Source organism: Pseudomonas sp. H1_A03 (genome assembly GCF_054685145.1).
The window spans coordinates 1,169,232-1,190,343 of sequence record NZ_CP162829.1 but is presented as its reverse complement, the minus strand read 5'-3'; the positions used below and the strand labels follow the sequence as shown (position 1 = coordinate 1,190,343).

General features: G+C 60.8%; 17 protein-coding genes. 8 read left to right on the top strand and 9 right to left on the bottom strand.

Features of this window, described 5'->3' with window-relative positions; translation table 11 throughout:
* Positions 1–44 precede the first annotated feature (44 nt).
* The 4 genes from pstB (at position 45) to AB4O35_RS05590 (ending at position 3,650) form a co-directional block, all read left to right on the top strand.
* Positions 45–878 (top strand): phosphate ABC transporter ATP-binding protein PstB, encoded by an 834-nt coding sequence (gene pstB / locus AB4O35_RS05605; protein WP_049710890.1) that lies wholly within the window; start codon positions 45–47, stop codon positions 876–878.
* Between the two features lie 70 nt (positions 879–948).
* Complete coding sequence (gene phoU / locus AB4O35_RS05600; RefSeq protein ID WP_049710891.1) at positions 949–1,710, top strand: phosphate signaling complex protein PhoU; 762 nt, start codon at positions 949–951, stop codon at positions 1,708–1,710.
* Between the two features lie 168 nt (positions 1,711–1,878).
* Complete coding sequence (locus AB4O35_RS05595) at positions 1,879–2,787, top strand: response regulator (RefSeq protein ID WP_065875512.1); 909 nt, start codon at positions 1,879–1,881, stop codon at positions 2,785–2,787.
* 191 nt (positions 2,788–2,978) lie between these two features.
* Entirely contained in the window at positions 2,979–3,650 is a 672-nt protein-coding gene (locus AB4O35_RS05590) for a M23 family metallopeptidase (protein WP_065875511.1), read from the top strand.
* 4 nt (positions 3,651–3,654) lie between these two features.
* Here AB4O35_RS05590 and AB4O35_RS05585 read toward each other — a convergent pair whose 3' ends face one another.
* From AB4O35_RS05585 to phoB, 3 genes are all read right to left on the bottom strand, one after another.
* A complete protein-coding gene (locus tag AB4O35_RS05585) occupies positions 3,655–4,995 on the bottom strand; it encodes a hemolysin family protein (RefSeq protein ID WP_065875510.1) in 1,341 nt (446 codons plus the stop codon).
* A 266-nt stretch (positions 4,996–5,261) separates the two neighbouring features.
* Entirely contained in the window at positions 5,262–6,584 is a 1,323-nt protein-coding gene (gene phoR / locus AB4O35_RS05580) for a phosphate regulon sensor histidine kinase PhoR (RefSeq protein WP_065946069.1), read from the bottom strand.
* Positions 6,585–6,638: 54 nt separating this feature from the next.
* Positions 6,639–7,328 (bottom strand): phosphate regulon transcriptional regulator PhoB, encoded by a 690-nt coding sequence (gene phoB / locus AB4O35_RS05575; RefSeq protein ID WP_010207570.1) that lies wholly within the window; start codon positions 7,326–7,328, stop codon positions 6,639–6,641.
* A gap of 155 nt (positions 7,329–7,483) precedes the next feature.
* On the opposite strand from phoB, the gene AB4O35_RS05570 reads away from it, so the two are divergent.
* Positions 7,484–7,861, top strand: coding sequence for a COG4315 family predicted lipoprotein (locus tag AB4O35_RS05570; RefSeq protein ID WP_065875508.1), 378 nt, complete (start codon positions 7,484–7,486; stop codon positions 7,859–7,861).
* A 70-nt stretch (positions 7,862–7,931) separates the two neighbouring features.
* Here the strand turns inward: AB4O35_RS05570 and ubiA are convergent, their stop codons facing one another.
* Together ubiA and AB4O35_RS05560 are read right to left on the bottom strand one after the other, a co-directional pair.
* Positions 7,932–8,822, bottom strand: coding sequence for a 4-hydroxybenzoate octaprenyltransferase (ubiA, locus tag AB4O35_RS05565; protein ID WP_065875507.1), 891 nt, complete (start codon positions 8,820–8,822; stop codon positions 7,932–7,934).
* Positions 8,822–9,385, bottom strand: coding sequence for a chorismate--pyruvate lyase family protein (locus AB4O35_RS05560; RefSeq protein WP_065875506.1), 564 nt, complete (start codon positions 9,383–9,385; stop codon positions 8,822–8,824). The genes ubiA and AB4O35_RS05560 overlap by 1 nt, the downstream gene beginning before the upstream one ends.
* A gap of 196 nt (positions 9,386–9,581) precedes the next feature.
* Between AB4O35_RS05560 and AB4O35_RS05555 the strand changes: the two genes are divergently transcribed.
* The 3 genes from AB4O35_RS05555 to AB4O35_RS05545 all read left to right on the top strand — a co-directional run bounded on the left by AB4O35_RS05555 (position 9,582) and on the right by AB4O35_RS05545 (position 11,402).
* A complete protein-coding gene (locus AB4O35_RS05555; RefSeq protein ID WP_003213373.1) occupies positions 9,582–9,749 on the top strand; it encodes a rubredoxin in 168 nt (55 codons plus the stop codon).
* Between the two features lie 37 nt (positions 9,750–9,786).
* Positions 9,787–10,935, top strand: a complete 1,149-nt coding sequence (locus AB4O35_RS05550; RefSeq protein ID WP_065875505.1) for an NAD(P)/FAD-dependent oxidoreductase — start codon at positions 9,787–9,789, stop codon at positions 10,933–10,935.
* Between the two features lie 191 nt (positions 10,936–11,126).
* Positions 11,127–11,402 carry an HU family DNA-binding protein gene (locus AB4O35_RS05545; protein ID WP_003176958.1) on the top strand — a complete coding sequence of 92 codons (276 nt, stop codon included), beginning with the start codon at positions 11,127–11,129 and terminating at the stop codon, positions 11,400–11,402.
* An 88-nt stretch (positions 11,403–11,490) separates the two neighbouring features.
* On the opposite strand, the gene AB4O35_RS05540 is transcribed toward AB4O35_RS05545, so the two are convergent.
* The 4 genes from AB4O35_RS05540 to AB4O35_RS05525 all read right to left on the bottom strand — a co-directional run bounded on the left by AB4O35_RS05540 (position 11,491) and on the right by AB4O35_RS05525 (position 21,110).
* A complete protein-coding gene (locus tag AB4O35_RS05540) occupies positions 11,491–11,934 on the bottom strand; it encodes a tetratricopeptide repeat protein (RefSeq protein ID WP_065875504.1) in 444 nt (147 codons plus the stop codon).
* Between the two features lie 12 nt (positions 11,935–11,946).
* On the bottom strand, positions 11,947–16,329 hold the full coding sequence (locus tag AB4O35_RS05535) for an RHS repeat-associated core domain-containing protein (RefSeq protein ID WP_139132517.1): 4,383 nt from the start codon (positions 16,327–16,329) through the stop codon (positions 11,947–11,949).
* A 66-nt stretch (positions 16,330–16,395) separates the two neighbouring features.
* Positions 16,396–16,677 carry a hypothetical protein gene (locus AB4O35_RS05530; protein WP_065875503.1) on the bottom strand — a complete coding sequence of 94 codons (282 nt, stop codon included), beginning with the start codon at positions 16,675–16,677 and terminating at the stop codon, positions 16,396–16,398.
* A 2-nt stretch (positions 16,678–16,679) separates the two neighbouring features.
* Positions 16,680–21,110: an RHS repeat-associated core domain-containing protein gene (locus AB4O35_RS05525; protein ID WP_065946068.1), complete on the bottom strand. Its 4,431-nt coding sequence runs from the start codon at positions 21,108–21,110 to the stop codon at positions 16,680–16,682.
* Positions 21,111–21,112: the final 2 nt, after the last annotated feature.

Here is a 21,112-nt window from a genome sequence, read left to right as displayed (position 1 = left end):
CCCGGCGGTTCAACGAAACGAATTGGTAGCACAGGGAGCATCCCATGCAACAAGACACCCATTCCCACGGCATCAACATGTCTGCCCTGGGTCGCGACAAGCAGAGCCTGAGCCTGGCCCAGGAAACCGTGGCCATCGAAGTGCCGGGCCTGAGCCTGTACTACGGTGAAAAGCAGGCGCTGTTCGACGTCAGCATGAACATCCCCAAGCAGCGTGTGACCGCCTTCATTGGCCCGTCGGGCTGCGGCAAGTCGACGCTGCTGCGCACCTTCAACCGCATGAACGACCTGGTCGACGGTTGCCGCGTGGAAGGTGCCATCAACCTCTACGGCACCAACATCTACCGCAAGGGCGAAGACGTGGCCGAGCTGCGTCGTCGCGTGGGCATGGTGTTCCAGAAGCCCAACCCGTTCCCCAAGACCATCTACGAAAATGTGGTCTACGGCCTGCGCATCCAGGGCATCAACAAGAAGCGCATTCTCGACGAAGCGGTTGAGTGGGCACTCAAGGGCGCGGCGCTGTGGGACGAGGTCAAAGACCGCCTGCACGAGTCGGCACTCGGCTTGTCCGGCGGCCAGCAGCAACGTTTGGTGATCGCGCGCACCATCGCGGTGGAACCGGAAGTGCTGCTGCTCGACGAACCTTGCTCGGCACTCGACCCGATTTCGACGCTGAAGGTTGAAGAGCTGATCTACGAGCTCAAGTCCAAGTTCACCATCGTCATCGTGACCCACAACATGCAACAGGCGGCGCGGGTTTCCGACTACACCGCGTTCATGTACATGGGCAAGTTGGTGGAATTCGGCGATACCGATACCCTGTTCACCAATCCGGCGAAGAAGCAGACCGAAGACTACATCACCGGTCGCTACGGCTAGGACGCTGTGGTTCTCATCGCACTGACGCTGCGGTTCTCCGCACCTTACCGGACGCTCCAAGGACGCCAACATGATTAGCAAAGAAGGCCTTACCCACCACATCTCCGCGCAGTTCAACGCCGAGCTCGAGGAAGTGCGCAGCCACCTCCTGGCGATGGGCGGGCTGGTGGAAAAGCAAGTCAACGACGCCGTCACTGCGCTGATCGAGGCCGACTCGGGCCTGGCCCAGCAAGTGCGGGAGATCGATGACCAGATCAACCAGATGGAACGCAACATCGACGAAGAATGCCTGCGCATTCTCGCCCGTCGCCAACCGGCAGCGTCCGACCTGCGTTTGATCATCAGCATCTCCAAGTCGGTGATCGACCTGGAGCGCATCGGCGACGAAGCCACCAAGATCGCCCGCCGTGCCATCCAGCTGTGCGAAGAAGGCGAAGCACCGCGTGGTTACGTGGAAGTGCGTCATATCGGCGACCAGGTGCGCAACATGGTGCGTGATGCACTCGACGCGTTTGCGCGCTTCGACGCTGACCTGGCCCTGTCGGTGGCCCAGTACGACAAGGTCATTGACCGCGAGTACAAGACCGCGCTGCGCGAGCTGGCGACCTACATGATGGAAGACCCGCGCTCTATCTCGCGGGTCTTGAGCATTATCTGGGTACTGCGCTCCCTGGAGCGGATCGGCGACCACGCGCGCAATATCTCGGAATTGGTGATCTACCTGGTGCGCGGCACCGACGTACGGCACATGGGCCTCAAGCGCATGAAGGCCGAAGTTGAAGGTTCAGTCGATCAAATCCCTAATGTTCCGGGCGTAACTGACGATAAGTAAGGTTGCCCGAGAAATTAACGCCCGGCCTTTGGTCGGGCGTTTTCGTTTGCGGCAGCTGAATTTATTACGTTTCGGATGAAAGATAGTCCGAACGTGACTGCAGAGTTTTGGCAAAATGCCATCAGTCAGGCGTCTTGCGTGCCGAAGTTTTTATAGGATGAAGGGTCGATGAGTAAAGTCAGTGTATTGGTGGTGGATGACGCCTCGTTTATCCGCGACCTGGTGAAGAAGTGCCTGCGCAACTACTTCCCCGGGATCAAGCTTGAAGACGCGGTGAACGGTAAAAAGGCCCAGGCCATCCTGATGCGCGAATCCTTCGACCTGGTGCTGTGCGACTGGGAAATGCCGGAGATGTCCGGGCTTGAGCTGTTGACCTGGTGCCGTGAGCAACCTCACCTCAAGGCCATGCCATTTGTGATGGTGACCAGCCGTGGCGACAAGGAAAACGTGGTCCAGGCCATCCAGGCCGGGGTTTCCGGCTACGTCAGCAAGCCGTTCACCAACGAACAGCTGCTGAGCAAGGTCAAGCAGGCGCTGCATAAGGTTGGCCGCCTCGACGCCCTGGTCGCCAGCGCACCCACCAAGATGAACTCGGCCTTCGGCAACGACTCCCTGAGCGCCCTGACCGGCGGCAAACCCGAAGCGGTCAAGTCGGCACCAGTGGCTGCTGCTCCTGCTCCGAGCCGAGGCCTGCTCAACAGCCCAGCGGCTCAAGCGCCTGCCGCGGCATCCCCGGCCGGCGGTCGTGGTCAAGGTCAGTTGCGCCTGTCCAGTGGCACCCAACAATGCGTGATCAAGGCGTTGAGCATCAAGGAAGCGCTGTTGGTGGTCCGTCGCGGCGAAGTCCTGCCTCAGGTACTGGAAAGCGCCGTGCTCGACCTGGAACAAGGCGACAACGCTGAAGTGGCGCGCCTCAACGGCTACCTGCATGCCATCGTCGCCTTCGAACCCAAGCCTGATAGCGACTGGCTGCAACTGACCTTCCGGTTTATCGACCAGGACGCGCAGAAGCTCGACTACATCTCCCGCCTGATTGCACGCGGTACGGCGCAGAAGCATTTTGTGCCGGGTGCGTGATTTGTAGTGAGCGGGCTTGTCCCGCGCTGGGTGGCGAAGCCGCCCCAAAACCAGACGACGCGTTTCATCTGAAAAAATGCGGTGGCTGCATTAGGGCGGCTTCGCCACCCAGCGCGGGACAAGCCCGCTCACTACAGACTGTAACGATCGCTAGCTAATCTCCCGTGCAGTCATATCGGCAGGTTCACGCCATGCTCATGCGCTTACTACTGTGCTGCGGGCTGGCAGCGGTCGTCACTTCGACCCAGGCCATGACCCTCTACAAATCCACCGATGCCAATGGCGAGGTGTTTTTCAGTGACCGGCAAACCCCGGGTGCCCAGGCGTTTGTGATCCAGGAGCGTAGGGTCGAACGCGTGAAACCGCTGATGCCCCTGGCGCCCCAACCGCGTTATTCACAACAAGCCTACCGCTATCCCTTGCCCTGGCGCGGCGGCCCGTTCCGCCTGAGCCAAGGCCCCAACGGTAGCTTCAGCCACACCGACGCCAAGAGCCGCTACGCCATGGACATCGCCATGCCGGAAGGCACGCCGATCATTGCGGCGCGCAGCGGTGTGGTGGTGAAGACCGAGACTGAGCAGGAGGGGCGTGGCAGTGATGCCTCAGGCAATTTCGTGCGGGTGCGTCACGATGACGGCACCGAGGGCGTGTACCTGCACCTCAAGCAAGGTTCGGTGAGTGTCAGGGCAGGGCAGCGTGTAGCGGTGGGAAGCCCGCTGGCGTTGTCGGGCAATACCGGCAACAGCAGCGGGCCGCATCTGCATTTTGTGGTGCAGCGCGCCAGCGAGGCGGGGCTGGTGTCGATCCCGTACGAGTTCAACCAGCCAGTGGGTGCATTGCCCAACTTCGCGTTGGGCAATTGAGGGTTCAATCCAGCAGCAGCACCTTGGCCAACACGATTTTCGGCCCTTTCATCTTCTTGATGATGATGCGCAAGCCTTCCACCTCCAGCACTTCTTCCTCTTCCGGCACCCGCTTGAGGGTGTCGTAGATCAGCCCGGCCAGGGTTTCGGCTTCGATGTGGTCCAGGTCGACACCCAGCAGGCGCTCCACCTTGAACAGCGGGGTATCGCCGCGTACCAGTAGCTTGCCCGGTTGATAGGCCAGGATGCCGCGCTCGGCCTTACGGTGTTCGTCCTGGATATCGCCAACCAGTACTTCCAGCACGTCCTCCATGGTGAGGTAGCCGATGATGTTGCCATCGGCTTCCTCCACCAGGGCGAAGTGCGCGCCGCCTTTGCGGAACTGCTCCAGCAACTGCGACAACGGCATATGCCGCGACACACGCTCCAGCGGGCGGGTCAGCTCGGCCAGGTTGAAGGATTCGGGGATGTGGTCCAGGGCGGCCAGCTCCAGCAGCAAATCCTTGATGTGCAACAGGCCCACGAACTCGTTGCGCACCGCGTCATATACCGGGTAACGGCTGAATTTGTGACGACGGAACAGCGCGAGGATTTCCTTGAGCGGGGCGTTGAAGTCCAGGGTCACCAGGTCTTCCCGGGAGTTGGCCCAGTCCACCACTTCCAGCTCGCCCATTTCCACGGCGGAGGCGAGTACGCGCATGCCTTGGTCGCTCGGGTCCTGGCCACGGCTGGAGTGCAGGATCAGTTTGAGTTCTTCGCGGCTGTAATGGTGTTCGTGGTGCGGGCCAGGCTCGCCTTGGCCGGCGATGCGCAGGATGGCGTTGGCGCTGGCGTTGAGCAGGTAAATCGCCGGGTACATGGCCCAGTAGAACAGGTACAGCGGCACCGCAGTCCATAGCGACAGCAGCTCGGGCTTGCGAATTGCCCAGGACTTGGGCGCCAGTTCGCCAACCACGATGTGCAGGTAGGAAATCACGAAGAAGGCGGCAAAGAACGACACGCCTTTGATGACTTCCGGGGACTCGACGCCCATCGCGCCCAGTAGCGGCTCGAGGATGTGTGCGAAGGCCGGCTCACCGACCCAGCCCAGGCCCAGGGAGGCGAGGGTGATACCCAGCTGGCAGGCCGACAAGTAGGCGTCGAGCTGGCTGTGTACGGTGCGCAGGATCTGCCCGCGCCAGCCGTTGGTGTGGGCGATGGCCTCGACCCGAGTCGAGCGCAGTTTGACCATGGCAAATTCCGCCGCAACGAAGAAACCGTTGAGCAGTACCAGGACCAGTGCAAAAAGAATCATGCCGAAGTCGGCGAAGAGCGTAGCGAGGGTGATACCAGGGGAAGGGTCCATGATGGGGTTTTGCAGGTTCCGTGTTCAATAAAGGGTGGCAGGTGAGCCTGAAGGGCAGGCGCAAGTCGGCCAATGTAGCGGCTGACGGGGCGCTTGCCTAGTGCCCACTGCCGGGCGGGGCAAGGAATACAATCTCCAAAACAACTCATATCCCTGTGGGAGCGGGCTTGCTCGCGAAAGCGGTGGCTCAGTCAACTCATTCGTAGCTGACCCACCGCATTTGCGAGCAAGCCCGCTCCCACAGTTAGTCCAGCGTCGTTTTCGAGTTACTCGTCTGTGCCAACCACCCGCGAACGCGTCATCTGCGCCGGCGGAAAATGGCAGGTAAACGTACTGCCATGCCCCAGCACGCTACTGATTTCCAGGCGGGCGCGGTGGCGCAAGAGCACGTGCTTGACGATCGCCAGGCCGAGCCCGGTGCCGCCGGTGTTGGAGTTGCGGCTGGAGTCGACGCGGTAGAAACGCTCAGTCAGGCGCGGCAGGTGTTTGGCGTCGATGCCGATGCCGGAGTCCTGCACGCTCAAGTGTGCACCCTGTTCGTCGGCCCACCAGCGGATGCGGATATTGCCTTTGTCCTGGGTGTACTTCACGGCGTTGAACACCAGGTTGGAAAACGCGCTGCGCAACTCGCCTTCGCTGCCTTTGAGCAGCACGGTGGGGTCGGCTTCCAGGGTGATCTGCTGCCCGCGTTGACCGGAGAGGGCCTGGGCGTCGTTCTTGATGGTCTGCAACAGGCTTTGCACCGCCACCGGATGGTTATCCGACGGGTAGTCAGTTGCCTCAAGCTTAGCCAGCAAGAGTAGGTCGTTGAGCAGCGTCTGCATGCGCGAACCTTGCTGCTGCATCTGCTGCAGGGCCCGGCTCCAGCGCGGGTTGATCTCGTCGACGTTGTCCAGCAGCGTCTCCAGGTAACCGCAGATCACGGTCAGAGGCGTGCGCAGCTCGTGGGAGACGTTGGCGACGAAGTCTTTGCGCATCTGTTCCAACTGGTGAATGCGGGTCACGTCGCGCACCAGCATCAGGTGTTCGTTGTTGCCGTAGCGCGTCAGGTACAGCTGGATGCGTACGCGGTCATTGGTGGGCGAGGGGATTTCCAAAGCTTCTTCGTAGTTCTCCTGTTCGAAGTACTCCTTGAAGCGCGGGTGGCGCACCAAGTTGGTGACCGGCTGGCCGCTGTCCTGGGGCGTCTTGAGGCCCAGCAGGGTTTCGGCCGCGCGGTTCCACCATTCCAGGTTGCCGTCGCTGTCGAGCATGATCACCGCGTCTTTGAGCGCGGCGGTGGATTCCTGCACCCGGTCGATCACCGCCTGCAGGCGCCCGCGCACCCGTTGGTCGCGGCGTTGCAGGTGGTAGATGCTGTCGAACACCTCACCCCATAGACCGTAGCCATCGGGTGGTGCTTCGTCGGGTTTGTGCTGGCGCAGCCATTCGTGCAGACGCAGCAATTGCTTGAGGGTCCAGCCCAGGTACAAGGCGATGCCGACGGCCAGGCTCCAGCCGTAATAACCACTGACCAGGCCTACCAACAGGCAGCCGGTGATCAGCAAAAGCATGTGGCGGATCAGGGTGCCATGCCAGTTTTGATTCACTTGAACATGCGTCCTTGTCAGCTGTTAAGTCGGGCTCTTAAAAAGATGGCAGGCTCAGCCCTTGGTGGAAAACCGATAGCCAGTGCCGCGCACGGTTTGTACCAGATTCTCGTAGGCCTCGCCCAAGGCTTTGCGCAGGCGGCGGATATGCACATCCACGGTGCGCTCCTCCACATACACGTTGCCGCCCCACACTTGGTCGAGCAGTTGGCCGCGCGTGTAGGCACGCTCCTGGTGGGTCATGAAGAACTGCAGCAGGCGATATTCGGTAGGGCCCATCTCTGCCGGCGTGCCGTCGATGGTCACGCGGTGGCTGATCGGGTCCAGCAACAGGCCGCCGACTTCAATCGGCGCTTCGCCATCGGTGGGGCCGGCGCGGCGCAATACGGCTTTCAGACGAGCGACCAGTTCTCGTGGGGAAAACGGCTTGGTGATGTAGTCATCCGCGCCGACTTCCAGGCCCTGAATCTTGTTGTCCTCTTCGCCCTTGGCGGTGAGCATGATGATCGGGATGTCTCCGGTCAGCTCGTCACGCTTGAGACGGCGGGCCAGCTCGATGCCGGAGGTGCCGGGCAGCATCCAGTCCAGCAGGATCAAGTCCGGCTTGCGGTCGACGATAATGGCATGGGCCTGCTGGGAGTTCTCCGCCTCCAGGCAGTCATAGCCGGCCATTTCCAACGCAACGGCGATCATCTCGCGGATGGGCGCTTCGTCGTCAACAATCAGAATGCTCCTGCCAACCATGCTCAAAAATCCTCTTGTCATTTAACTGTCTTGCGCCGCATTAGATAACGGAATTATTGCAGTCGTGTGACAGTAATTTAGTCGCTCGGGCAATTCTCGCCTCTGTGGACTACGCTGTGGGTCCGAATCCTGACAACCAAAATAGGAAGGTTCCGATGACTTACAGCACGATTTCCTGGAAAGCCCTGCTGGTAACGGCCGTGTTAACGCTGCCGACCCTGGCGTTCGCGGCGGAGCCGGCGATGACTAAAGATGGGATGCTGGTCGACCACAAGGGCATGACCCTCTACACCTTCGACAAGGATGCTGACGGCAAGTCAGTGTGCAAGGACCAGTGCGCGACCAACTGGCCGCCGCTGAAGGCTGAGTCCACCGATACCTCCATGGGCAAATGGACCGTGATCACCCGCGACGACCAGACCAGCCAGTGGGCTTATGACGGCAAGCCGGTCTACACCTACAAGGATGATAAAAAGGCCGGTGACAAGACCGGTGATGGCAAGGGTGGGGCGTGGCATGTGATCAAGCCCTGACCACGCGGTGCTTCTGACGCCTTCGCGAGCAAGTCGAGGGCGTCAGTTCGATCACCACGAAAAACGGCGCTCAGCGAAACGCGTAGTCCGCCACAATTCCGACAAAAATCGCCAACCCCGCCCAGTGGTTGTGCAAAAACGCCTTGAAGCACTTCATCCGATCCTTGTCGCGGGTGTACCAGAACTCCCAGGCAAAACATCCAGCCGCCGCCAGCAACCCCAGGTGGAACCAGCCGCCCAGCTCAAACCGTGTACCGGCCAGCAACAGGCACACCAACGCCAGGCCCTGCAGGGTAAGGATAATCACGCGATCGGCATCACCGAACAGAATGGCGGTGGATTTCACGCCGATCTTCAAGTCGTCGTCACGGTCGGTCATCGCGTAATAAGTGTCATAGCCCACCGTCCAGAGCAGGTTCGCGATGTACAGCAGCCAGGCAGCGGCGGGCAAGCTGCCGGTCTCGGCGGTAAACGCCATCGGCATGCCCCACGAAAACGCCGCGCCCAGCACCACTTGAGGGTAATAGGTGTAACGCTTCATGAACGGGTAGCTCGCCGCCAACGCCAAACCACCGAGGGACAGCAGGATGGTGGTGGCGTTAGTCAACAGCACCAGCAGGAAACTGATGCCCATCAGCACTGCAAAAAACACCAGCGCTTCCTTGGAACTGATCTTGCCGCTCACCAGCGGGCGCTGCTCGGTGCGCTTCACATGGCCGTCGACCTTGCGGTCGGCCCAATCATTGATCACGCAGCCGCCTGCCCGGGTCAGCACCACGCCCAACACGAAAATCACGATGTTGATAAAGGACGGCGAACCCTTGCCGGCAATCCAAAGCGCCCACAGCGTCGGCCACAGCAGCAGGTAGATGCCAATGGGTTTGTCCATCCGGGTCAACTGAATGAAATCCCAGGCCCTCGGGTTAAGGCGGTTCAGGGATTTGAGCAGGCGTTGATACATCAGCAGTTCTCCGGATGGGCATGCAGCGCGTGCCAGAAGCTCGGCAAAAAGATCTCCGCCACCAGCACGCTCAGCGCACCGCGATCAAAGCGTGAGCGGCGTGCCCACAGCCCGTCGGCCTGGTCCGCCGTGGGCAACCACTGCCGCGGGTAATGGCACACCTCGATCGCCTGGCGGGTGAAGGCCTGGTCGCAAAACAGCAATTCGCCCAGTGATCGGCTGCCCAACTCATCCATGTGCAAGCCGTCGCCCTGCAAGGCACTGCGCGCCGCCACACTGCGCGCGAACACCCACGGCTGGCCCTGCCCACGCAAATACACTTCACGCACCCAGCCGATACTGGCCGGCGCCAGCGCCAGGGCAGCACATTCATCATCGCGCAGTGGCTGCCAGCCTTCGAACAGTGGCGTCACGCTGAAGCCGTCGTCCGACAGCCATGTCAGCCGCCGGGTGAGCGAGTCTTCGTTGAACAGCCAGTTGAGGGTCAAGGGCGCGGGCGCAGGGATCAAACGGCTCTGGGTCAGCCACTGGCAAGCATCGGGAAGGTCGATTGAGTGCGGCACGGTGAGTCAGTATTGGCAGCAAAAGAGGCGGCGAGCTTACCATGGCACCTTGGACTTTTGCCGCGCTGAACCGGTGCCTTGCGTCGATCGTGCTTGCATCTGCCGGCCCCGATCAGTACAAAACGCCCTGAGCCGCACGGCAACGCTGGATCCATCGACCGTCGGCCAAACTGCCTGGACCCTGAGGAAGCAAGTAATGAAGAAGTGGCAATGTGTAGTCTGCGGCCTGATCTATGACGAGAAAGACGGCTGGCCGGATGACGGAATCGCTCCGGGCACCCTGTGGCAGGACGTCCCGGAAGACTGGCTGTGCCCGGACTGCGGCGTGGGCAAAATGGATTTCGAAATGATCGAAATCGGCTGATCTGCAAATTTAAGAACCGTACTACAAGGAGAAAGGAATGAACGCACCTGTCGTGATCATCGGCACAGGATTGGCCGGTTACAACGTGGCCCGGGAGTTTCGCAAGCTCGACAGCGAGACCCCATTGCTGCTGATCACCGCGGATGACGGGCGCTCCTACTCAAAACCCATGCTCTCCACCGGCTTTGGCAAGAACAAGGAAGCCGATGGCCTGAGCATGGCCGAACCGGGCGCCATGGCCGAGCAACTCAAGGCCGAAGTGCGCACCCACACCCGCGTCAGCGGCATCGACCCCGGCCACAAGCGCCTGTGGATCGGCGAGGAAGCGGTGGCCTACCGCGACCTGATCCTGGCTTGGGGCGCAGAAACCGTGCGCGTACCGGTTGAAGGCGATGCGGCTGAACTGATTTTCCCGATCAACGACCTCGAAGACTACGCACGCTTCCGCGCTGCCGCTGCCGGCAAACGCCGCGTGCTGCTGCTCGGCGCAGGCCTGATCGGCTGCGAATTTGCCAACGACCTGATCCTTGGCGGTTATGAAATCGACTTGGTGGCGCCGTGCGAACAAGTCATGCCGACCCTGCTGCACCCGGCAGCGGCCGCGGCGGTGCAAGCCGGGCTGGAAGGCCTTGGTGCACGCTTCCACCTGGGCCCGGTGCTCAATCGCCTGCTGCGTACCGCAGGCGGCCTGGAAGCGCACCTCTCGGACGGTGAAGTGATCGCCTGCGACCTGGTGGTCTCGGCCATCGGCCTGCGCCCACGTGTCGACTTGGCCGCTGCTGCCGGCTTGCAGACCAATCGCGGGATCATGGTGGACCGCCACCTCAAGACCTCCCACGCCAACATCTACGCCCTGGGCGACTGCGCCGAAGTCGACGGCTTGAACCTGCTGTACGTGATGCCGCTGATGAGTTGCGCCCGCGCCCTGGCCCAGACCTTGGCCGGCAATGCCACGGCCGTCAGCTACGGCCCGATGCCAGTGACCGTCAAGACGCCGGTCTGCCCGCTGGTGGTTTCACCCCCACCACGGGGCACCGAAGGCGTGTGGAGCGTTGACGGCGAGGGTGCCGACATCAAGGCCCTGTGCCGCGACGCCAGCGGTCGCCTGCTGGGTTACGCACTGACCGGCACCGCCGTGATGGAAAAACTTGCCCTCAACAAAGAACTTCCGCCACTGCTGGCGTAAATACCGGTCGTTCTGTCGGAATAAGCACGTTTTTCACCCTAGAAAGGTCGCCGCGAGACTGGCGGAGCGTGCGAGGGCATGCCATCCTCACTCCCGTCTGCCGCAGAGTAGAGCCTGCGGCGCTTTGGGCGTTGCTCCAACGATGAGCAGCACGGACATAACAACAAAAAACCGTCAAAGAGGCTTCACTTATGCGTAAACCAGAACTCGCAGCCGCCATCGCTGAAAAAGCGGATCTCACCAAAGAACAGGCCAACCGCGTCCTCAACGCCGTTCTCGAAGAAATCACTGGCGCCCTGCACCGCAAGGACAGCGTCACCCTGGTTGGCTTCGGCACCTTCCTGCAACGCCATCGCGGCGCCCGCACCGGCAAAAACCCGCAAACCGGTGAGCCGGTGAAAATCAAGGCGAGCAACACTGTCGCGTTCAAGCCGGGCAAATCGCTGAAAGACACTGTTAACGCGTAATGGCGTTACCGTCTCGAAGGGGGCGGGGTGGTAGGAAAAATGGGCACGCCGACTGGATCGGGTGCCCATTTTTTGTTTAGGCTAGCAATCAATGGCTCTTTTTCTTTTCATCCAAATAAAAATTCAGATATTTCTTTGGTCTTTCTTGAAAGGCCCGTGCCTGACCGAACCCATACGCCTCATCAAAGGCTTTGTAAGCCTCGGCCTTTTTTCCCAATTCGAGAAATACCATTCCGACGTTTATCAGTGGGCCGGTATCAATATCTGACTCTCGGCCATCAAGCGTCTTTTGTGCCCATGACTCAGCTGCCTGGAAATCGCCGCTGTCGAAGTGAAGGTTGAAGAAAGAACCTGTAACCCACGACGATAAGGGCGCCCACTCAAGCTTTGGCTCAGGCAGTAAATCCCATGCCTGTTGGTACAGGACCTGCGCTTCAGTTTTTTTGTTTTGCTCATCGAGATCATTGCCCATCGCCATGACAGCCATGATTTTGTCTGCCAGTGTTGGATTTTCGTCTGCCAAGTCTTTCATACATAATCCTTACTAATATTTAGGCTTTTCTGCCGGGCCGATAAAGTCGCCGGGGTCCTTGTACCGGTCCGTCAGCAGTGCGCCTTTTGATCGGTTGTGGGAATAGTATTCCAGCTCATAGTTGTCAGGATCGCGCATCCAACCTCTCACTTCCTTGGTTTTAGCTCCGTGGTAACCACCTTTGCTGTTCCAATATTTAACAGCATCGGTTTTATGAGCCATATCAGCATCTTTGATCGAGTACCACTTTTTATCAGTGCTCTGGAACCGCATGTTTTTTCCGGAGCCAACTATTTTCCCTTCGGCTCTCATCCGCGCTATCACCGCTTTCCCTGTACGGCTGGCTTTGCCTGGTGTTCTACCCACGGAGTTCAGACGGCAGGACAAGCCGAGTGGGTCGATCCAACCGAACGGATTGGACGCGTACGCATAGAAATTCAAACCTCCGTGTAAACCTATCGGATCCGGCGTTGTAAACCGCCCCACATCCGGATCATAAAACCGGAACGTGTTGAAATGCAGCCCCGTCTCCCGGTCCAGATACTGCCCCTGAAACCGCAGGTTCTGCTCTTCAATGTAATAAGGCTCGCGCACTTCCTCCAGCGTGTTGCCCCACACCCGATAAGTCGCCTGCCAGACGCTGTGCCCATCGGCCTCGGTCAGTTGTTCGGGCAACCCGTTCAGGTCGTTGTGGTAGTAGCGAATCTTCTGCAACGGACCAGTACCGTCGACGCGGGCAAGGGGTTCATAGCCGTCATTGTCGTAAACATAAAGACTGGTCTGACTGTGCTTATGCTCCTGCAATAACCGCAGTCCGTCCCAGGTGAATCGAGTTTCTCCCAGCGGATAACCATCACTGCCATGCTCAGTTTTCTCGATGCGTCGACCCAGCGGGTCATAGGTCATCCTGACCACGCTGCCTTTTTCATTACGCACTTCGATCAGTCGGCTTTCGGCATCGTAGGCAAAACGTTGCAACCCGCGCTTGGCACTGCGCTTTTCAATCATCCGTCCAAACGCATCGTAGCGATAACGCTTGTCCTGATAAGTCAGCAGCTTGTTATGCACCACCAACCCGGCACCGGCCTGGGGACCGTCTAGCAAGTTGGCTGCGGCGTCGTAGGCGAAGGTTTCACGCTGGCCGTGCAGGCTGTCCTGGCTGGCGATGATGCGGCCGGTGGCGTCGTAGTGCAGCAACTGGCGGTGTTGCGCAGCGGGTTGTTGGTCGAGTTTGCCGATCAGGTTGTCGGCGGGGTCGTATTCAAACTGTTTTTGCGCCGCAGCGGGCAGCAAGGTTGACTGACTGGCGTGACGGCGCTGGCGTGAACGCAGGCGGCCGCTGCGGTCGTATTCGCTGCGGGTGCTGAGCTGGCCCTGGGTGCGCAGCACTTCGCGGTGCAGGCGGTCACGCTCGAAGTCGCTGATGACCTGGCCGTCCAGGTTGACCTGGTGCAGGTGGCCGCTGCCGTAGTACAGGCGGTTGAGCCAGCGGCCGTCCGGCAGTTGGGTTTGGATCAGGTTGCCAAGTTCGTCGTAGTGGTGTTGCAGGTTGCCTGCCGAACTCTGCTCGCAAAGCAGTTGGCCGAGTGCGTCGTAGGCAAAGCCCAGGGCTTGGGCGTTGCCCTGCGAATCGGTGAAGGTGACAGCCGTGAGCTGGTCCACCGCATCGTAGCTGTAATCGGTACGGCCATCGTCGGTGGTTTTGGCGATGAGCCGGCCAACCGCATCACGTTCCAGCCGATGAATGATGGGTGCGGGCGGCGTTTCGGGCACCAGGGCCAGCCCGTTTCCGTAAGGCGCCGGCACAGCAGTCACCGCCGTGACATTATCCAGCGGGTCATAGCTGTAGTGCTTGGCGCTGCCGTCGAGGTCTTGCTGTTCAGTCAGCCGATCCCCGGCGTCCCACGCAAAACGATAGCGTTCGCCGTTCTCGTTGATTAGCGCTTGCAGCCGTCCATAGCTGTCATAGCCGAACTGCACCTGCCGCCCATGTGCGTCGGTGCGTTGGCGCACTTGGCCACGGCGGTTGTGTTGGTAAAGCGTGGTGTGTCCGGCCGGGTCGGTGTAACCCACCAACTGACCGCTGACATCGCGCTGATAGTGCTCGGTGCGGCCGTCCGGCAGTTGGGTACTGAGCAAGCGCCCCTGAGCGTCGTAGATAAATTGAGTGCGCTCGCCAAGGGCGTCGGTGATGACCTGCAAATACCCCCGCTCGTCGTAGCTGAAGCGCGTTGGATAACCTGAGCAGTCGATGTGCTCGGCCAGTTGCCCGAACGGATTCCAGCGCAGTTTTTTGCTTTTGCCGGTGGCGTCAATAATTTCCACGGGCTGGCCATGAGCGTCATAGCGGTAGCGCGTGACGTTGCCCAGCGGATCGGTTTCGGCAATGCAATTGCCGCGCGGGTCGTAGCGATACTGCCAACTGTTATCGGCGGCGTCGGTTTCTACCAGCGGCAGCGCCCAGTGTTCCAGCCACAAAGTCGAGTCGCTGCGGCCCAGCGGGTCGGTCTCGTCTATCAGGTTGCCGCTTTCATCGTAGCTGTACTCATAGCGCCCACCCAGGGGGTCGGTGGCGCTGAGCAATTGGCGTTCGTCGTTCCACTCGAACAGCCAGGTCTGACCGAGGTTATCGCGGTACTGAATGATCTGGTGCTGAGTGTTCCAATGGCGAGTGCTGACGCGCTGCAAACCATCGGTGATGCGAGTGAGGCCAGCCTTCAAGTCATAGTCGAACTGGTAAGTGTCACCCTCATCGGTCCAGTGCCGAACCACGCGCCATTCCAAATCCTCAATCAAGGCCCATTCATAGAAGCAGCGCAACCCGGTGGGCAATTGATGCTCCACCATTCGCTGACCGATGTCGTAGGCAAAACGCCGTTGCACCTGGCCGGTTGCGTCACGCACCTCAGCCAGATTGCCGGCCGCGTCGTAGCCGTAACTGACGAGCACTTCGCGGCGTTGGTCGGGGTACAGGCGCTCAATCTGGGTCAGATGGTCTTGGTCACGTATCAGCTCAACCTGCACCAAGTCGAAAGTATCGCGCAGACGTACCAGGCGCCCTACTTCGTCATAGTCAATATGGATGCGGTTGTCGTTGCGATCGCCCAGTTGGCTCAGACGCAGCAGTGAGGGATTGGCCGGAGTGGGTTCGAACAAGCGGTATAGGCCGTCGTCGCTTTCAATCAACAACTGCCCATTGAGGTGTCGCCGCACGGCGAGCCCTTCACCGGGGCTGAATACCGCGCCGCCCAACGGGATCGAACCCATGTCAATCGGGCGTCCCTGCTCGTCGGTATAGATCAGCGTCTCGCCGCCTTCGGGATGCGGACGGATCTCTACGCACACTTCATAGGGCACGCTCCAGCCAGCGCCAAACAGGCTGCCCGAGCGTTCGTCGCGGCTGTTGTAGAAGCGTTGCCAGTCGATCGGCAGGATGCCGGGTAAGACGAAGTCCAGCTCTTCGACGTCGCCCAGTACCTTCGCGCCTGTCGCCGCATGTACCGGATTCGACGAACCCATCGCCGCGTTGGCCATCGCCCCCATCGCACTGCTGACCGCCATCGAAGTGGCTCCGCCGATCAGCATGCACGGCAACTTGCTGAAGAACTTGCCCTTGCCACCCTTGAGCATCAACAACGCCGTGACCGCCAACCCCACACCCGGGGTCTTGCCGCTGCGAATTTCCCGCACCACCACCGAACCACCGCCAATGGTCACGTTGGAAGAAATCAGGCCCGACGACACCACGGTTGCATCGCAGGTACTGCGATCACCGCTGCGCACCGCCGGCTGGCCGTTGACCGTGACCTTGTCCGACCCTTCGGCAAGAAACTGCGGCGGCATCGGTGGGTGCTTCATGCACACCACCAGGTCGAGCGGCTTGGGCACGGCGCCGGGCGCGGGAGTCGCAACCGTAGGGCGCCACATCTGCGAGAAGAAGCTCCCGGCCATGTCCAGGTAACTGGCTTCTGGCTCGGGCGCGGGCTCTTCTAACTCGGTCCCAGCTGGCGCGACATGGGAACTGATCGCCCCGGCGGCGCGGGCGGCGGGGATGTTGTTGGTCAGGGTGTTGGTGGAGCCGGTAAGAATATTGGCCTGCACCGTGGGCGGAAACAGCGCGTTGGCGAACGTGTCGCATAAATTCGTCAGGCCTTTGTCGGCCCCGGTCTTGCTCATGGCCAGGCCGACAATCGTGCCCACCACGGCACCCAGCAGGAAACAGCCAAGCCCACCGGTCGCAACGGTAATGCCAGTGGCGGCAACCACCGCAGCGGTTGCCACGGCGGTGATCGCGATATTGGCCGCTACCTCCAGCACCCCGCCAAGGATGTCCGCCATCATCGAGGTGTGGGAGAGCGCATCGCCCATCCGGGCAGCCCAGAGTGCATCAGACAAGGACTGCACTTCCGTGCCTGATTGAATTGAACGCACAACTTTCCATAGTCGCCGTGTCCTTGAGTGTCATGGCATACGCATCAGTGCTGTCTTCAACCGTTTTATCAGCGTGGGACTTTCCAGGCATGCCAGTGGGGTGATGTTGTCCAGTGCCGGAACCTTTTGCCCGATCCACCACAACCCCTCCTCAAGGCCCCGTTTCCCGCGCAGTATCACTGCCATGTCGAGATGGCCGCCCAAGGCCTTGGCCAGTTCACGCGCATCGTCGTCAAGGTAGTCTTCTTCATACAAGGCCACTGTGCTCTGCCAGTCCGCGTCACCCGGGTATTCGTTTTCCAGTCGTTCCATGTTCAAAAACCTGCAAAGGAGATCAAGTTGCTGCCGGTCGGGTTGCGTGCCGATGGCGCCAGGATTCCATCATAGCCGTTGGCCTTGGCCCAGTTGCCGATCTGATGGGTCTCGGTGTACTTCGAGCCGGTGATGCTTTTAAGGCTGACCCCTAGCTGTTTGCGCACATCGGCGCGGGTCAGGTCCAAGACATTATTGAGCTGCACTTTCTTGCTGACCAACACCCGTTTGGACAGGTCGACCTTCCAGTGCGTGACCTCGCCCAGCGCGGTTTTCCGTGAGTTCGCGCCATACACCCCGCCGACGCCTTTGGTGGTGTAGCGGTGTGTGGACTCCACATTCCACTTGTGCGCCTGCCAAGTGGTCCCGATGCGCCCCGGTTCCTCGAACCGATACACGGTGCGACTGACCTTGCGCCCCTTGGGTGGGCTGGAGCATTTCATCAGGCCCAGCGGGTCAATCCAGCTCAGCGGGTTGGGCGCATATTGATAGAGATTCAGGCCGCCGGCCAGACCGATGGGGTCGGGTGTGGTGAAGCGCCCGATATCCGGGTCATAAAAGCGCAGAGTGTTGTAGTGCAGCCCCGTTTCCCGGTCCAGATACTGGCCCTGGAAGCGCAGGTTCTGTTCTTCGATGAAATAGGGTTCTCGGCTTTCCTCGACGGTATTGCCCCAGACTTCATAGCGCGCTTGCCACACCGTATGGCCGTCGCTCTCGGTGAGGCGTTCGGGCAAACCGTTGAGGTCGTTGTGGTAGTAGCGGATTTTTTGAAGGTCACCTGTGCCATCGATACGGGCCAGTGGTTCGTAGCCCTCGTCGGCATAGATATAGAGGCTGGTCTGCTGATTGCAGTGCTCCTGCACGAGTTGCAGCGCGTCCCAAGTGAAACGTGTCTGGCTCCGCTGCACACCGTTGCGGTCGTAGGTGGTCTTGGCGGTGCGCCGGCCCAGCGGGTCATAGGTCATGATGACCCAGGAACCGTCCTCGTTGTGCACCTGTGCCAGCCGTTGCTCCGCGTCGTAGCTGAAGCGTTGGGTGCCGCGCCGAAGGCTGCGCTTTTCAACCATCCGGCCAAAACCGTCATAGCGGTAATGTTTGTCCTGGTAGGTCAGCAATCGGTTGTTGGCGACCTGTCCTGAGCCGTCCAGCAGGTTAGCCGCCGGGTCGTAGCGGAAGGCTTCCCGTTGGCCCAAGAGGTTGTCCTGGCTAGCCAGAATGCGGCCGGTAGCGTCGTAATGCAGCAATTGGCGGTGTGCCGCGCCGGGCTGGCTGTCGTAGCGTTCGACCAGTTGGTCGCTGTCGTCATAGCCCAAGCGTGTCTGCGCCGGTGGATGTAACAGCGAGTGGTCCGGTTGGCGGCGCTGGCGGACACGCAGACGTCCACTGCGGTCATATTCGCTACGCGTACTGATACGGCCCTGGGTGCGCAGCACTTCGCGGTGCAGACGGTCCCGCTCGAAGTCACTGATGACCTGCCCATCCAGGTTGACCTGATGCAAGTGCCCGCTACCGTAGCGCAGGCGGTTGAGCCAGCGGCCGTCGGGAAGTCGGGTCTGGGTCAGGTTGCCCAATTCGTCGTAGAGATGCTCCAGGCAACCGGCGGCGCTTTGTTCGAGGGTCAGCTGACCGAGGGCGTCATAACCGAAGCCCAGGGTTTGCTGCTCGCCATCGTGCCCTGTAAAGGTGATGGCTGTGACTTGGTCGAGTTCATCGTAGCGGTACGTCGTGCAACCATCTACGGTGCGCTTGGCGATCAGCCGGCCTGCTGCATCCCGCTCCAGATCATGAATGATGGCGGGCTCGGCGTCGGACGATGCGAGGGTTTCTACCTGTGTGACATTGTCCAGCGGGTCGTACGTGTACCGTTTTCGACAGCCGTCCAGGCGCTGTTCGAGCGTCAGGCGATCACCGTCGTCCCAGTCGAATCGGTAGTGCTCACCATTTTCGTTGGTCAGGCTGTGCAGGCGGCCATAGACGTCATGGCTCAACTCCACACGGCGGCCATGGGCGTCGATGCGCTGGCGCAACTGGCCGTTCGACGAATGCTCGAAGCGCGTGGTGTGGCCGGCAGGGTCGCTGTAGCCGATCAACTGGCCGCTGGCGTCACGCTGATAGTGCTCGCTGCGCCCATCGGGCAACTGCTTGCTGATCAGTCGGCCCTGATCGTCATAATTGAAGGTGGTGCGTTCCCCGAGCGCGTCGGTACTGGCCAGCAGCAAGCCTCGCTTGCAGTAGCTCAAACGGGTGGTAAGGCCCGTACAGTCGGTGTGCTCGCTCAATTGACCCAGTGGGGACCAGCGCAAGGTCTTGCGCTTGCCGCTGGCGTCGATGATCTCCCTGACTTGGCCGTGTCCGTCATAGTGATAGACCGTGCGGTTGCCCAGTGGGTCGGTTTCGCGAATGCAGTTGCCCCGCGAGTCGTAATCGTACTGCCAGGTATTGCCAGCGGCATCGGTCTCCGCCAGTGGCAGCGCCCAGTGCTCCAGCCACAAGGTCGATTCACTGCGCCCCAGGGGGTCGAGGGTCTCAGTCAGGTTGCCGGCATCGTCGTAGCTGAACTGATAATGCCCACCGAGAGGGTCGGTTGCGCCCAGCAGTTGGCTATCATCATTCCACCGGAAGGCCCAGGTTCGCCCCAGTGCATCGGTGGACGCGATGATCTGGTGTCGCTCATCCCAGTGTCGACTGCTGACGCGCGCCAGCCCGTCGGTGATACGGGTGATGCCTGTATCCAACGCATAGTCGAATGTGTAGGTGTTCCCGGCCTCCGTCCAATGCCGGACAACACGCCATTCAAGGTCGTCAACCTTGGCCCACTGATAGAAGCAACGAAGGCCGGTGGGCAATTGATGCTCGACCATGCGCTGCCCGGCATCATAGGCAAAACGGCGCTTCACGTGCCCGTCGGACTGGCGTACAGAGGCCAGGTCGCCACGGGCGTCGTAGGCGTAATGCATCAGTACTTCACGGTGTTGGTCGGGATACAGGCGTTCGATTCGGCTGACGCGATGGGGCCAAGTGTTGTCGTACGTCAGCTCGACCCTCACCAGGCCAAAGGTGTCACGCAGGCCCTGCAGGCGACCATCGTCGTCATAGTCGAGGTGGATTCGGTTGTCGTTGCGATCTCCCAGTTGGCTCAGGCGTAGCAACGATGCGTCCTGTGGCGCCGGATCGAATAGCCGGTACAAGCCGTCTGCGCTTTCGATCAGCCACTGGCCGCTCAAGTGACGCTTGACGCTGAGGCCTTCGCCAGCGCTGAACACGGCACCCCCCAAAGGGATCGAACCCATGTCGATACGTCGACCCTGCTCGTCGATGTACAACGCGTAGTCGCCCCCTTCAAGGTGAGGCAGCAGCTGCACGCTGACTTCATAGGGCACACTCCAGCCGGCACCAAACAAGCCATCGCGGCGTTCATCCCGGCTGTTGTAGAAGCGCTGCCAGTCGATGGGCATGATCCCGGGCAAGGCGAAATCCAGCTCCTCGGGGCCGCCCAGCACTTTGGCCCCCGTGCTCGCGTGCACCGGATTGGAAGAGCCCATGGCGGCGTTGGCCAGCGCGCCCATGGCCTGACTGACCACAAACGAGTTGACGCCTGCCAGCAGCATGCAGGGAAGATTGCTGAGGAACTTGCCTTTACCCCCCTTGAGCATCATCAGCGCGGTGACGGCCAGGCCAACGCCCGGCGTCTTGCCGCTGCGGATCTCGCGCACCACCACTGAGCCCCCGCCGATCGTCACATTGGGCGAAATCAGCCCCGACGACACCACGGTGGCGTCGCAGGTGCTCCGGTCACCGCTGCGTACCGCCGGTTGACCGTTGACCGTGACCTTTTCCGAGCCTTCGGCCAGAAACTGCGGCGGCATCGGCGGGTGTTTTGTGCAGGTCACCACGTCCAGCGGTTTAGGGACTGCACCGGGCGCTGGCGTGGCGACGGTGGGGCGCCACATTTGCGCAAAGAACCCTTTGGCCATGTCCAGGTAGCCGGGCTCTTCGCTGTGTTCCAGTGCTGGCGGCGTTGTTTCGGTTTCGGTGCCCGCAGGTGCAACGTGGGAGGGCACGACGCCGGCCGCGCGCGCAGCGGGCAAGGCGTTGATCAGTGTGTCGGTGGACCCGCTGAGGATTGTGGCCATGACCGAGGGAGGGAACAGCGCGTTGCCGATTCCCTCGCACATGGCGCTCAACCCCTTGTCGGCCCCGGTCTTGCTCATGGCGATGCCGACGATGACGCCGACTACCGCCCCCAGCACGCAGGCTCCCAGTCCACCGGTCGCGACGGTAATGCCGGTAGCCGCCACTACCGCAGCGGTTGCCAGCGCGGTAATCGCCACGTTAGCCGCCACTTCCAGCACGCCGCCGAGGATGTCCGCCATGACAGAGGTGTGGGACAGCCCATCGCCCAGGCGCGCAGCCCAGAGCAGTGCGTCAGACATGC

Bases quoted from the DNA above. Each gene is read 5' to 3' on its own strand.
- pstB (WP_049710890.1), top strand. From the start codon at position 45: ATGCAACAAGACACCCATTCCCACGGCATCAACATGTCTGCCCTGGGT.
- phoU (WP_049710891.1), top strand. From the start codon at position 949: ATGATTAGCAAAGAAGGCCTTACCCACCACATCTCCGCGCAGTTCAAC.
- AB4O35_RS05595 (WP_065875512.1), top strand. From the start codon at position 1,879: ATGAGTAAAGTCAGTGTATTGGTGGTGGATGACGCCTCGTTTATCCGC.
- AB4O35_RS05590 (WP_065875511.1), top strand. From the start codon at position 2,979: ATGCTCATGCGCTTACTACTGTGCTGCGGGCTGGCAGCGGTCGTCACT.
- AB4O35_RS05585 (WP_065875510.1), bottom strand. From the start codon at position 4,995: ATGGACCCTTCCCCTGGTATCACCCTCGCTACGCTCTTCGCCGACTTC.
- phoB (WP_010207570.1), bottom strand. From the start codon at position 7,328: ATGGTTGGCAGGAGCATTCTGATTGTTGACGACGAAGCGCCCATCCGC.
- AB4O35_RS05570 (WP_065875508.1), top strand. From the start codon at position 7,484: ATGACTTACAGCACGATTTCCTGGAAAGCCCTGCTGGTAACGGCCGTG.
- ubiA (WP_065875507.1), bottom strand. From the start codon at position 8,822: ATGTATCAACGCCTGCTCAAATCCCTGAACCGCCTTAACCCGAGGGCC.
- AB4O35_RS05555 (WP_003213373.1), top strand. From the start codon at position 9,582: ATGAAGAAGTGGCAATGTGTAGTCTGCGGCCTGATCTATGACGAGAAA.
- AB4O35_RS05550 (WP_065875505.1), top strand. From the start codon at position 9,787: ATGAACGCACCTGTCGTGATCATCGGCACAGGATTGGCCGGTTACAAC.
- AB4O35_RS05545 (WP_003176958.1), top strand. From the start codon at position 11,127: ATGCGTAAACCAGAACTCGCAGCCGCCATCGCTGAAAAAGCGGATCTC.
- AB4O35_RS05540 (WP_065875504.1), bottom strand. From the start codon at position 11,934: ATGAAAGACTTGGCAGACGAAAATCCAACACTGGCAGACAAAATCATG.
- AB4O35_RS05530 (WP_065875503.1), bottom strand. From the start codon at position 16,677: ATGGAACGACTGGAAAACGAATACCCGGGTGACGCGGACTGGCAGAGC.
- AB4O35_RS05525 (WP_065946068.1), bottom strand. From the start codon at position 21,110: ATGTCTGACGCACTGCTCTGGGCTGCGCGCCTGGGCGATGGGCTGTCC.